Here is a 12,298-nt window from a genome sequence, read left to right as displayed (position 1 = left end):
TCGGCGTGAAGAAGGATCAGTCCTGGCCGGCCGTCGCCTCGCGGACGACCGCCAGCAGGGCCCGGAACCGCGTGCGGTCCTCGGCGCCGAGGCCGGCCGTCGCCTCCGCCAGAGCGAGGCGGTCCACCTCCTCCGCCTCGCGATGACACCGCATGCCGTCGTCGGTCAGGCGCAGCAGAAAGGCGCGACGGTCGTCGGGGTGGCGGACGCGCTCGACCAGACCGTCGCGTTCGAGGCTGTCGACGATGCTGGTCGTGGTGCGTGCCGCGACACCCGTCATCTCGCTCAGGTCCCGCATCCGAAGAGGCCGCTCGCTGCGCGCGAGCATCCGCATGGCCCGCAGGCGGGCGACGGAGGCGCCGCTGGTCCTCAGGCGGGACTCCACGAACCGGCGCAACTGCTGCGTCGTCTCGTAGAGCTCGTCGACCAGGACGTCGCTGCTGCCCTGCACTGCCATGTGCCGCTCCCCGCCGTTGCGCGTTCCGTCGGAAAACCAATTCTAGTGAGCACCGACATAGTGAGTATGCTCAGCATGTGTCGCTGTTCCCACGCCGCTCCCGCCCGTCCCTCCGCTCCCTCCGACTCGACCAGCGCCTGGTCGTCCCCGTGATGTGCGTCAGCGTGACCTTCATCGCGATCGTCGACGGGGCGATCACCACCGTGGCGCTTCCCTCCATCGCCCGACAGTTCCAGCTGACGACGGCGGCCCTCGACGGGGTGGTCGTCGCATACCCGGTGTGTCTGGCCATGACCATCCCCGCCTCCGCCTGGCTCGTCGAACGCTTCGGGGGCAAGCGCGTCCTGCTCACCGCGCTCACCGCCTTCCTCGCCTCGTCCCTGCTGTGCGGCATGGCCACCGACCTCGCCCAGCTCGTCGCCTTCCGCGCGAGCCAGGGGCTGTCCGCCGGAGTGCTCTTCCCGGCCTCGGCCGCCCTTCTCTTCGCCACCTTCAACGCCTCGGAGCAGGTGCGGATCTCCCGCTACATGATCATCCCGCAGCAGCTGGCCCCGGCCGCCGCTCCCATCCTCGGCGGTGTCCTCGTGGACCATCTGTCCTGGCGCTGGGTCTTCTACGTCAACGTGCCGGTGGGCGTGCCGGTCGTCGTGTTCGGCATGCTGTTCCTGACCGAGCACCGCGGCCGGCTGCCCGGCCGGTTCGACCTGACCGGTCTGCTGCTGAGCGCGGCCGGACTGGGCGCCGCGATGTTCGGGATCTCCGAGGGGCCGGGCCGCGGCTGGTCCTCCGTCCCCGTGATCATCTCCCTGGGCCTCGGCGCGATCCTGCTCACCGCCACCGCCGTCCACCAACTGCGTGCCGACGAACCTCTCCTGAAGCTGCGTCTCTTCGCGGACCGCCTCTTCCGCGACACCAACCTGATCAACCTCGTCGGCCTGATACCGATCCTCGGCGCCATGTACCTCGGCCCGCTCTTCCTCCAGCAGGACCAGGGCCGCAGCGCCCTGGAGTCCGGCACCAGCACCTTCCCCGAGGCGTTCGGTGTCCTGCTGACCGTCCAGGTCGCCGGGATCCTCTACGCGCGGGTGGGGCCGCGGATCATCGTGGGCTGCGGGCTGGCCGGCGTCAGTGTGGTGCTCCTGCTCTTCGCCACCTGCGACCAGGACACCGGTCTGTGGACCTTCCGGGCCTACATGTTCCTGCTCGGCATCGCCATGGGCGGGGTCTTCATGCCGACGACGGTGGCCTCTCTCGCGAACATCGCCCGACCGGACCTCGCCCAGGCGTCCACGCTCAACACCGTGGTGCGCCAGACCGGAGGAGCCCTGGCGCCGGCCGCGGTGACCACGGCCCTCGTCCTGTCCACTCCCGCCGCGGCCGTCGCCGATCCGCCCGTCACCGCGTACCAGTACACCTACCTCGCCCTGGCCGCCGTCGCGGCGGTGACCGCGGCCTTCGCCTTCACCCTCCCGGACGCCCACGCCCGCGCTGCGGCCAGGGGCGCCACTGCGACGTCCCGCCCCGCGGCGGCCGTGTCGCACCACGAGAACGCCTCCTGACCTGCCGCGGCACTGCTGTGCCCTACGGCTGGAGCGCGAGGTCGCGCTGATACCAGGTCCCCGGCTTACCGCCGAGGTGGGCCGGGTCGGCCGGGCCGACAGGGACGAACCCGGCCTTGGCCAACACCCTCCGGGACGCGGCGTTCTGGTGGGTGGCGGCCGCCCGCAGGGTGCGCAGCCCGTGCCGGGCCGCGGCCAGCCGGCACAGTTCCAGCACGGTCGCGGTCGCCACGCCCCGGCCGGCAACCTGCTGCGCGACCCGGTAGCCGAGTTCCGCGGTGCGGTCCTCGATGTCGACCAGATTGAACCTGCCGAGGACCGAGCCGTCCTCGGCGACGAGCACGTGGAAGGCGCAGATGCCGGCCTCCTGCTCGGCCAGCAAGGCGTTGTACCGGTCGGTGAACTGGTCGAAGAAGTCGTCGCCGCGGTCGGACACCGAGGCGGCGAAGTAGGCGCGGTTCGCCAGCTCGAAGGCCAGGACCGCCGGGGCGTGACCGGCATGCAGCCGCTTCAGCTCGGGCATCGCCCGACCTTACCCGGGTAGGGCGCGGAGGCCACCTGGTTTATGTCGGCGGCAGACGAACGCTGCCGCGTGGTGAGAGGCGGCCGTCGCCCTGAGCGAGGGACGCGGGGGGCGATGCTCCGAAGCCGTCGCCGGCCAGGAGCGGGCGGGATCCGGTGCGGCGTTCCGACGACCACGACCATCCGCGGCCGTGGTCGTCGACGAGGGTGGGGACAGGACACAGCGCCGGAACGCCGCCGAGTTCCTCGGCGGACTCCCGCCGTGCCCCGTCCCACGGGCTCTCACCGGCTTTCAGCGCGCCGCCGGGGATGCTCCACGTACGGCCGTGGTGGACCCGCCAGGAGCCGCTTGGAGCAGGAACCGAGGACCTTGCCGCAGCAGAAGGCCGGCGGCGCCGTGCGGGCCCGAGCGCCGGACGAGCCGGCTGTTTCGTGTGCCGGGGTGAAGCCTTTTCGCCGGACCGTCGCTACGTTGGAGGTCCAGGTCCGTGCGTAAGGGGGCACGCGATGGATCCGCTCGTGGTGGCAGCCGGGACAGCGCTGGTGGGGGCGATGGCATCGGATGCCTGGCAGGAGGCCCGCAACGGCGTGACCACGTTGTGGAGGCGCTTTCGGCCCGAACAGGCCGAAGTCATCGACGGAGATCTCGTCGAGACGCGCGAGCAGATGACTGCCGGTGAGGCCGAGGACGACGCCGTGCGCACCGCGCGAGCCCTCGCCGTCACCTGGCAGTTGCGGCTGCAGGCGCTGTTGAGGGAGAACCCCTCCATGGCCGGTGATCTGCAACGCTTGTTGGACACGCGATTCGCCGTGACTCCGGCCGACGACGAGCGTCCCGACACCACGGCGGTGACGATGAACGCGGAGGCATCCGGCCACGGGCGGGTGTACCAGGCAGGCCGGGACCAGCACATCACCGAGCGATGAACCCGAACGGACCACACGAGCCGGAAGAGCGGAAGGAGCCGCACCTCGAGGCTCAGGCGTCCGACGAGGCCCGGATCTACCAGGCCGGCAGAGACCAGTACGTCGCCCGACGCGATCTGCACCTGCACTACGAGGACGGAGTGCGCACCGCCCGTCGGACCTCGTCGCACTCGGCGGTCACGGCCGGGTGCCCTTACCCGGGCCTGGCCACGTTCGGTCCGCATCAGGCCCACTGGTTCTTCGGCCGGGACACACTGATCGCGGAACTGCTGCTCCAGCTGGACGAGCGGCGCCACGTCCCCGGCCCGGTCATGGTGGTCGCGCCGTCCGGGGCCGGGAAGTCGTCGCTGCTGCGGGCCGGGCTCCTGCCCGCACTCTCCCGTGGCGCTCTGCCCGGATCGGCGGACTGGCGCCCCGTACTTCTCACTCCCACCGCCCGTCCGGCGACAGCGCTGACCGCTGCCCTGACCGAGGCCGGAGTCGCCCTGCCGGGCGGGCCCGGCCGCGGAGACGCGACGACGCGGATCGTGGTCGTCGTGGACCAGATGGAAGAGCTGTTCACGCTGTGCACCAGTGCACAGGAACGCCACCGCTTCCTGAGCCTGTTGGCGGACCTGACACTTCAAAGCCAGGGCCAGGGCCAGGGCGGAGACCGGGGCCAGGACCAGGGCGTCGGCGAACCGCCGGTACGGGTGGTGTGCGGCCTCAGATCGGACTTCTACACCCCGTGCGCAGACCACCCGTGGCTGCGGGCCGCACTCCAGAGCAGCCAGCTGATGGTGGGTTCCCTGACGGAAGCCGAGCTGAGAGAGGCGATCCTCTTCCCTGCCCGCGCCGTCGGCCTCCGCGTCGAGAGCGGCCTGGTCGAGCTGCTGCTCAGCGACCTCACGAGTGCGGCCGGAAGCCATGAGGCCGGACGCCTGCCCCTGCTCGCCCACGCGCTGCGGGCAACCTGGCAGCACCGCCACGGCGACACCCTCACCGTGGAGAGCTACCGCACCGCCGGCGGAATCCAACACGCCGTCGCCAATACCGCGGAGCGGCTCTTCACCAGCCTCGACCCCACTCTGCAGCCGAGCGCCCGCAGTGTCTTCCTGCGCCTGGTGAAATTCGGCGACCGCGCCGAGGACACACGCAACCGGCTGCCGTACACGGACCTGATGGCGCCCGGCGACCAGGACCGGACCGGGACGGTGATCGACGTGTTCACCGAGGGCCGCATGCTCACCCGGCACCAGGACACCGTCGAGATCACTCACGAAGCCCTGCTGTACGCCTGGCCGCGACTACGCGAATGGATCAAGATCGATCGAGTGGGGCACCTGGTACGCCAGGAACTCGAGCAGGCGGCCACCGACTGGCATCGCGCCGGCCGTGACCCCGCGATGCTCTATCGGGGACAGCGCCTGGGCACGGCCCGCGCCTGGGCCGAACGATCCCGGCACGACGGCCCGAGCCACACCGCGTCCGCCTTCCTGACCGCCTCGGCCCGCCGAGCGCACCGGGCCGCCCGCATGCGCCGTGCCGTCACCGCCGTTCTCGCCCTCCTGACCCTGCTCGCCTCCACGGCGGCCGGCTACGCCTTCCAGCAGCGTGCCGACGCACGCCGGCAACGCGACGCGGCGGTCTTCAACCAATTCACCATCCAGGCGGCACGGTTGCGCGACAGTCAGGCATCCCTGGCCGCGCAGTTCGACGTGGCCGCCTACCGCATGCGGCCCCACGACCCCGACACACGGACCCAGCTGATCGCGGACGCGGCGGGCCCGCTGTCCACCCCTCTCACCGGACACACGTCGGCGGTCGGCTCGGTGGCGTTCAGCCCTGACGGCCGCACCCTGGCCGGCGCAGGCTACGACGGGACCGTACGACTGTGGGACGTCACGGACACAGGCAGACCGAAACCACTCGGCAGACCCCTGACAGGACATTCCGGTCGCGTTTTCGAGGTGGACTTCAGCCCGGACGGCCGTACTCTGGCCAGCGCGGGGGAGGACCGCACCGTGCGCCTGTGGGATCTCACGGACCGGGCGGCACCCCGCCTCGTCAGCCAACCGGTGTCGTCGCACGGCCCCTACGTCACGGCGGTGACCTTCAGCCGACAGCGCCATTTCATGGCCACGGGTGACACGGACGGGGCCGTGACGCTGTGGGACGTGACGGACCCGGCCCGCCCCGAACCTGTGCGTACTCTCGAGACTCAAGGGGAGGTCATGGCGCTGGAGTTCAGCCCCGACGGCCGTACCCTCGTCGCCTCCGGGCTCGACCAGGGTATGCATCTGTGGACCCTGGCCGGTCAACCACGTTCCCTGCCTGTCAAGAACCACACCATGCCGCACGAAGGGGACAACGTCGTCTGCAACTCCGTGAGGTTCAGCCCGGACGGCAGGATCCTGGCCGGAGCATTCAGCGACGGCAGCCTGCGACTGTGGAGGACGACCGACTCGGCTCGGCCCGAGCCGATGGCCGAACCGGTTGTCGGCCACCCCCAGGGAGAAGCGACCTCGGTGGCCTTCAGCCCGGACAGCCGCCTCCTGGTCACTTCGGGCTGGGACCGGAAGGTCCGGCAATGGAGACTCACCGCCGACGGTTTCCCTCTGCTGCTGGTTCAGCCATTGGCCGATCACGACAGCAGGGTCCTGTCGGTGGCGTTCAGCCCTGACGGCCGCAGCGTTGCCAGTGGGGGAGCCGACCGGACCGTACGCCTGGCAACGATTCCCCGACACACCGCGGACGTCACCGAACTGATCGGCAAGACCTTCGCCGCCGACGGCCGCTCCCTCATCACCGTATGGGAAGACGGCAGTCTCAAGCGGGTGCGGGCCTCCGCCCCCTCCACAGCCACCACGTACGCCCGGTTTCGGCGGGGCTCGGCCGGCAGCACGGTCACCTTCAGCCCGACCGGCCGCGTCTTCGCGGACACCACCGAGGACGGCATCACGCAACTGTGGGACCTCAACGCCCCGGGCAGCCCCACACCGCTCGGCCGCATGCGCGCCGACATCCCGCAGTTCTCTCCCGACGGCCGCACCCTTGTCGCCTCCGAGGACGACAACACCCTGCGGATCTGGTCCCTGGCCGACCCCCGGCATCCCCGACATACCGCCGACCTGCACACCGGCCCCATACTCGGGTTCAGCCCCGACAGCCGCACGCTCGCGAGCGTCACAGCCGACACCGGCATCACCCTGTGGGACCTGGCCGACGTCACCCGCCCCGAAAGGCTCAGCACCATACGCACCGGCCACTCTCCCACCGTGGATGCCGCGGTCTTCAGCCCGGACGGGGACACGCTGGCCAGTGTCGGTGAGGACGACAACATACGCCTGTGGGACCTGAGCGATCCCACGCACCCGACGCGCACGGACAGCCTCAACTTCCCCACCGGCGACGTCTCGGCACTGGCCTACAGCCCCGACGGGTCCACCCTGGTCGGGGCGGGAAACGCCGTGCACCTGTGGGCGATCGACGATCAGGCCCACCCCAGGCGTCTCGAACGCGCCCTCACCGCCACTACGGCGACGCAGTTCCTGTCGGTGGTCTTCAGCCCGGACGGAGGCCTCCTCACCGCCGTTGACGACCACGGGATCTGGCTCTGGGACCTGGACATCGACCGAGCGGTGGACCGCATCTGCTCTGCCACCGGCGACACGCTCTCCCCTCGCCAATGGAAACAACACATTGCCGGCGTGGACTATCAGCCGCCCTGCCCATGACCGCCGGGTGCATCCGCCTGGCGACGGATTGTTGCAACGCCAACCCGCTCGACGGCACCTGGAGCAGCGGCAGGGGAGTGATGTCCTCGTTCAGGACGCGCCCACCAGGCGGTCCAGCGACGGCGCCAGCACCGGGGCGAGCGCCTCGGCGTACGCCTCTGAGAGGTGGCTGTCGTCGCGGTAGACGGCGGTGTCGGCGACGACCACGGGGCAGACGCCGGTGCGAGGGGCGCAGAGCCAGGGGGTCGGGTCGATGACTGTCGTGGCCGTCGTGGACGCCGCGGTGCGGAGGGCCGCACCGCGGGTGGCGTCGCGGGTCGCCTCCGGAAGGCGGTTCGCGCAGGCGCGCAGGTGCAGGGAGTTCCTGGCGGCGCAGTCGATCGGATCCCCCTTGGGCCATGGGGTGTCGAGCAGGGCGGCGACCCGGGCGCCGGAAGAGGCCAGGGCGCGGAAGGTGTCCTCGAAGCCGGTGGTCCACTGCTGGAGGGGGGCGGCGGCTGGGCGGGCCGGGTCGCCGGCGTCCGAGGAGGAGACGACGACCAGGGCGGGGCGCAGGGCCCTGATCCTCGCCACGGCGTCGGAGCGCCAGGTGTCGCAGGCGGTGTACGGCTCGTGGCCCCTGACGACAGTCACGTCGGCGACCTTGCAGGAGGCCTTCGTCAACGAGACCAGCTTCCAGCCACGTGCGGTCGCGAGCCGTTGCAGGGCCGGGAACCACTGGGCCGCGTGGGAGTCGCCGAAGAGGACGACCGTACGGGAGGACGACCGGTCGCCATAGACGCAGGGCCGGGTGCGGGTGGCGGCGTAGTCGACGTGGCAGCCATCCCGGTAGACCGCGGAGCGGGAGGACTTCACCTTCTCCAGGGGCGGGGCGAGGTTGCTCGGCAGGGCGGCGGGGGACGACGTCAGAAACTCGGTGAGACGTGCCCGCGGCGCCGGTGCGTCGGAGAGAGCCTGCGCCAGCGCGGGCGCGGGGTCGCCCACCTCGATCGTCGGCGGGACGGCCATCGCCGTCAGGGACAGCGCCGCGGCGCCCGCGGACAGCGCGGCCCCCAGAGCCAGGGCACGGTGGGGACGCCTGCGGAAGGCCCGGTGGAAGCGGACCGGGTTCTCGACGAGACGCAGGGTCAGCCACGCCAGGCCCAGCGCCGTCGCGGACAGCCCGAGCGCGAGCGGCACATCGGCGGTGCCGTCGGCGCGGCCCAGCGCCGCCGGCGCCATGACCAGCAGCGGCCAGTGCCACAGGTACCAGCCGTACGAGAGTCCGCCGAGCCACACCAGCGGTCGCCGCCCCAGCAGCCATCCCGCGCCGTGCGGGGTGGGAGCGCAGCCGCCCGCCAGGACGAGCGCGGTGCCGGCGACCGGCAGGAGGGCGTGGTGGCCGGGGAAGGGCGTCTCGTCGTCGTACCAGACCGCCGCCAGCGTGACGCAGGCCAGGCCGAGCCAGGTCAGCGCGGCCGCGAGGGCGGCGGGCAGCCGTTCCCATCGCTCGGTGGCCAGCGCCAGGAGCCCACCGGCGCCCAACTCCCAAGCCCGGGTGTGGGAGCCGAAGTACGCCCAGGGCGCCGAGGAGTCCGTCACAAGCACACCCGCCACGAACGAAGCCAGGCACAGTGACCCGAGCGGCACCGCGACCAGTCGGCGGCGACCGCGGGCGACCCGCCAGGTGAGCAGCAGGAGCAGCGGCCACACCAGATAGAACTGCTCCTCCACGGCGAGCGACCACAAGTGCTGGAACGGCGACGGCGGGCTGTCCTGGGAGAGATAGTCCGTACCGGCCGCCGCCAGCCGGAAGTTGACCGTGTACAGCGCGCCGGCGAGGGCGTCGCCCGCGTACTCGGCGAGCCGTGCCTTCGACAGGAACAGCCACGCCCCGCCCAGCGTGACGGCGATGACCAGGGACGACGCCGGAAGCAGCCGCAGTGCCCGGCGGGCGTAGAAGGAACGGACCGACCCCCGGCCGGTGGTGGCGAGTTCGCGCAGCAGCAGCGAGGTGATGAGGAAGCCGGACATCACGAAGAAGACGTCGACCCCGACGTAACCGCCGCTGACCTCGGACACGCCGGCGTGGGAGAGCACCACCAGCGTGACGGCCACCGCGCGCAGCCCCTGGATGTCGAGCCGCAGAGCGTGGCCTTGGGACGGTGCGGATCCGCCGCTCGCCGGGTCGTCGCGTAGCTCGGTGGACGTGATGCTCGGCATCAGGGGGTGGCTCCTCGGGGCGGCTGACATGCTTCGGCCAGGAAGACCCCTCCGGCCGCCGTACGAGGTTCCGCTGTCGCCGCCCCGACTTCGCCTCGCGGCGAAGGTTCAACCGCGCGAAACCATCGCTTCACCCCCATTCAGCCCGGTGACAAGAATCCACTGACAGGAGATGTCAGGGGACTGTCCCTAGCCTGCGGCGCATGGACGACTTCGACTTCCGGCATGGGCCTACGCACCGAGCGGGTCACCGCATGAGCATCGTCGAACTCCGGCAGTACACCCTGCATCCCGGCGCCAGGGAAACGCTGATCGAGCTGTTCGAGCGGGAGTTCGTCATCGGCCAGCAGGCGGTCGGCATCACCGTCGGCGGCCGATTCCGCGATCTCGACGACCCGGACCGCTTCGTCTGGCTGCGCGCGTTCCCCGACATGGCGCACCGCCGGCGCGCACTGGAGGCGTTCTACACCGGACCGCTGTGGCGGAAGTACCGCGACGCGGCCAACGCCACCATGGTCGACAGCGACGACGTCCTGCTGCTGCGTGGCCCGTGCTTCGTCCCGGCGCGGGGTACCCGCGAGGTGGTCGTGACGATCTGCCGGCCGCCCGACGCCGCTGCCTTCGACGCGTACGCCGCCCGACATCTGGGCTCGGGCCATGCGCTGCACCGCACCGAGCACGCCGAGAACGACTACCCCCTCCTGCCCGTCCGCACCGGGGAGGACGTCCGGGTCTGGTTCGGCCCGTCCGAGCAGCCTCCCTGGCCGGTCCGGCGGCTGCGGCTGGAACCCGTGACGCACGGCCGTGTCCTATAGGTTCGATCACATCCCGTCGGAGGACGGGTTCGAACCTACGCGTGAGGGAGCTCGCATGGCCTCCATCCACCACACGACCATGACACCCACCAAGCTGGAGCTGCTCAGTGAGTGGCTGCCGAAGCAGAGCTGGTACGTGGGGGACGCGGAAACGCCGGAACTGGTCAAGGCCGGGGGGTTCCGTCTGGACGATCCAAAGGGCGAGGTCGGGATCGAGTTCATGGTCGTGGTGGACGCCACCGCGCAGGAGCCGGTGGCGTATCTGGTGCCGATGGGCTACCGCGGTGAAGCGCCGGAGGCAATCCCGGGTGAGGCACTGATCGGCACCTCCGAGCACGGGGTGCTCGGCACCCGGTGGATCTACGACGGCGTCCACGACCCGGTGGTGATGACGCAGTTGCGCGCGCTCCTGCGGGGCGTGGCGACGCCGCAGCACCAGAGCAGGAGCGACACCCCCGACCCGACCGTCACCGTGCACGGCACTGTCCCTGACGACGGGATCGACGTCCACGTCCACCGCGTCCTGCGGTCGGCGGAGGCCGCACGGACGTCGTCCGGGCACCTCGTCGCCGGCTGGACCTGGCCGGACGGAACGGCTGCACGGGGCGTACTCGCGGCCGTGGCGCCACGGTAAGAGATCGCGGAGGGGGACCGCGGCGTTCGGTCGGAGCCCCCGGGGAGCTACCTTGTCACTTCGTCGCAGCCGCGGCGGGAGAGCCGTCCCCTCAGCCCAACAGGGCGTCGTGGGCAAGGAGTTGAACTTGGCGTTACAGGACGCGCAGGACACGGCCAAGAGGCTGCGGGCGATCGGCGACGAGCTGTCGGACCGCTTCTACGAGCGGGCCGACGTGGTGCGGACGCTGGTGGTGACGCTGCTGGCCGGGCAGCATTCGCTGATGCTCGGCCCGCCCGGAACGGCGAAGTCCGAGATGGCCCGGGAGCTCACGGGCCGGATCGAGGGGGCGGCCTACTGGGAGATCCTCCTGTCGAAGTTCACCGCGCCGACGAAGATGTTCGGTCCCATCGACGTCGCCGCGCTGGCCCGGGGTGAGTACCGCCAGGTCTACAACGGCCGCGCCACGACCGCGCACGTCGCGTTCATCGACGAGATCTTCAAGTGCTCCACGGCGGCGCTGAACGAGACGCTGGGCTACCTCAACGAGCGGATCTACCACCCCGAGAGCGGCGGCGAGCCGATCCGCTGCCCCCTGATCGGCGCCATCACGGCGAGCAACGAACTACCCGGCGGGGAGGATTCGGCCGCGATCTACGACCGGCTGCTGGTGCGGATCGAGGTCGGGTACCTCGAAGACCCCTCGAACTTCGCCGCGTTGGTCCGCTCGGCCGTCAGCCGCCCGGCGCCGTCGTCACGGACCACCATCGAACTGGCCGCGTTGCAGTACGCCGTGGCCGAAGCCGTCCCGGCCGTGGACGTCCCCGACGCGATCGTGGACGCGGTGTGCACGCTGCGGGCCGCCCTGCGCCGCAGGGAACTCGTCGCCTCCGACCGCCGCTGGCGGCAGGCCGTGGGCCTGCTCCAGGCGTCCGCGTACCTCGACGGCCGCCCGGCGGTCGCCGAGAGCGACCTGTCGGTGCTGACCCACGTGCTGTGGGACTCGCCCGCCGAACGCCCGACCGTCGAGCGCGAGGTGCTGCACCTGGTCAACCCCGACGCCAAGGAGGCGCTCGACCTGGCCGACGCCATCGAGGAACTGGAGGCCCAGCTCGACGCCATGGCCGGACAGTCCCGCGAGGCGCTCAGCGAGTGGGTCATCAAGAAGGCCCACAACCAGCTCGCCACAGCGGGGAAGCGGCTGGAGAAGCTGCGCCAGGAGGCGGCGAGCGCCGGCCGCTCCACGGCTGCCATCGACCGGGTCACCGGCCGCCAGCGCGCCGTCCGCGCCCGCGTTCTCACCGAGGCCCTCGGCGTCGACGCGAGCATGGTGCAGGCCCAGCTCTGAGAGCCTGTGTCATATTCCCGGTCGGATCAGCGCGCGGCGTCATGGGGGCCCCTCCCGCGCGAGCGAAGCCGAGAGTGGGGGAGCGTGCGATCGCAAGGCGCCGGAGCGCCCTCGATGGGGGAGGAGCCACGTGGGCGTT

At 71.3% G+C, this 12,298-nt stretch carries 9 protein-coding genes and 1 pseudogene; 6 read left to right on the top strand and 4 right to left on the bottom strand.

All coding sequences use genetic code 11. From position 1 onward, the window contains the following. Positions 1-16: 16 nt before the first annotated feature. On the bottom strand, positions 17-457 hold the full coding sequence (locus tag ACLZN2_RS25260) for a MarR family winged helix-turn-helix transcriptional regulator (RefSeq protein WP_416981292.1): 441 nt from the start codon (positions 455-457) through the stop codon (positions 17-19). A gap of 152 nt (positions 458-609) precedes the next feature. Between ACLZN2_RS25260 and ACLZN2_RS25255 the strand changes: the two genes are divergently transcribed. After that, positions 610-2,016, top strand: a complete 1,407-nt coding sequence (locus ACLZN2_RS25255; RefSeq protein ID WP_416981381.1) for a DHA2 family efflux MFS transporter permease subunit — start codon at positions 610-612, stop codon at positions 2,014-2,016. A 22-nt stretch (positions 2,017-2,038) separates the two neighbouring features. Here ACLZN2_RS25255 and ACLZN2_RS25250 read toward each other — a convergent pair whose 3' ends face one another. Next, positions 2,039-2,539, bottom strand: coding sequence for a GNAT family N-acetyltransferase (locus ACLZN2_RS25250; protein ID WP_416981291.1), 501 nt, complete (start codon positions 2,537-2,539; stop codon positions 2,039-2,041). Positions 2,540-2,579: 40 nt separating this feature from the next. Continuing rightward, a pseudogene (locus ACLZN2_RS25245) lies at positions 2,580-2,858 on the bottom strand (NUDIX domain-containing protein); the annotation flags it as partial. 187 nt (positions 2,859-3,045) lie between these two features. On the opposite strand from ACLZN2_RS25245, the gene ACLZN2_RS25240 reads away from it, so the two are divergent. Together ACLZN2_RS25240 and ACLZN2_RS25235 are read left to right on the top strand one after the other, a co-directional pair. After that, a complete protein-coding gene (locus tag ACLZN2_RS25240) occupies positions 3,046-3,465 on the top strand; it encodes a hypothetical protein (protein ID WP_416981290.1) in 420 nt (139 codons plus the stop codon). Then, positions 3,462-7,181 (top strand): NACHT and WD repeat domain-containing protein, encoded by a 3,720-nt coding sequence (locus ACLZN2_RS25235; RefSeq protein ID WP_416981289.1) that lies wholly within the window; start codon positions 3,462-3,464, stop codon positions 7,179-7,181. The genes ACLZN2_RS25240 and ACLZN2_RS25235 overlap by 4 nt, the downstream gene beginning before the upstream one ends. 90 nt (positions 7,182-7,271) lie before the next feature. Here the strand turns inward: ACLZN2_RS25235 and ACLZN2_RS25230 are convergent, their stop codons facing one another. Then, a complete protein-coding gene (locus ACLZN2_RS25230) occupies positions 7,272-9,383 on the bottom strand; it encodes an acyltransferase family protein (RefSeq protein ID WP_416981288.1) in 2,112 nt (703 codons plus the stop codon). A gap of 203 nt (positions 9,384-9,586) precedes the next feature. On the opposite strand from ACLZN2_RS25230, the gene ACLZN2_RS25225 reads away from it, so the two are divergent. The 3 genes from ACLZN2_RS25225 (at position 9,587) to ACLZN2_RS25215 (ending at position 12,159) form a co-directional block, all read left to right on the top strand. Continuing rightward, entirely contained in the window at positions 9,587-10,198 is a 612-nt protein-coding gene (locus ACLZN2_RS25225) for an NIPSNAP family protein (RefSeq protein ID WP_416981287.1), read from the top strand. 55 nt (positions 10,199-10,253) lie between these two features. Further along, the gene (locus ACLZN2_RS25220) at positions 10,254-10,832 is read left to right on the top strand and encodes a maltokinase N-terminal cap-like domain-containing protein (RefSeq protein WP_416981286.1); all 579 of its coding nucleotides are present in this window, start codon (positions 10,254-10,256) and stop codon (positions 10,830-10,832) included. Positions 10,833-10,959: 127 nt separating this feature from the next. Beyond that, on the top strand, positions 10,960-12,159 hold the full coding sequence (locus ACLZN2_RS25215; RefSeq protein WP_416981285.1) for an AAA family ATPase: 1,200 nt from the start codon (positions 10,960-10,962) through the stop codon (positions 12,157-12,159). Positions 12,160-12,298 lie beyond the last annotated feature (139 nt).

Origin of the sequence: Streptomyces sp. T028 (assembly GCF_048159505.1) — a bacterium.
In the GTDB taxonomy this organism is placed as follows: Bacteria; Actinomycetota; Actinomycetes; order Streptomycetales; family Streptomycetaceae; genus Streptomyces.
This window is presented reverse-complemented; position numbering and strand designations above follow the sequence as displayed.

Coding starts and splice junctions, on each gene's coding strand:
- ACLZN2_RS25225 (WP_416981287.1), top strand. CDS start 9,587: ATGGACGACTTCGACTTCCGGCATGGGCCTACGCACCGAGCGGGTCAC.
- ACLZN2_RS25250 (WP_416981291.1), bottom strand. CDS start 2,539: ATGCCCGAGCTGAAGCGGCTGCATGCCGGTCACGCCCCGGCGGTCCTG.
- ACLZN2_RS25235 (WP_416981289.1), top strand. CDS start 3,462: ATGAACCCGAACGGACCACACGAGCCGGAAGAGCGGAAGGAGCCGCAC.
- ACLZN2_RS25255 (WP_416981381.1), top strand. CDS start 610: ATGTGCGTCAGCGTGACCTTCATCGCGATCGTCGACGGGGCGATCACC.
- ACLZN2_RS25230 (WP_416981288.1), bottom strand. CDS start 9,383: ATGCCGAGCATCACGTCCACCGAGCTACGCGACGACCCGGCGAGCGGC.
- ACLZN2_RS25260 (WP_416981292.1), bottom strand. CDS start 457: ATGGCAGTGCAGGGCAGCAGCGACGTCCTGGTCGACGAGCTCTACGAG.
- ACLZN2_RS25220 (WP_416981286.1), top strand. CDS start 10,254: ATGGCCTCCATCCACCACACGACCATGACACCCACCAAGCTGGAGCTG.
- ACLZN2_RS25240 (WP_416981290.1), top strand. CDS start 3,046: ATGGATCCGCTCGTGGTGGCAGCCGGGACAGCGCTGGTGGGGGCGATG.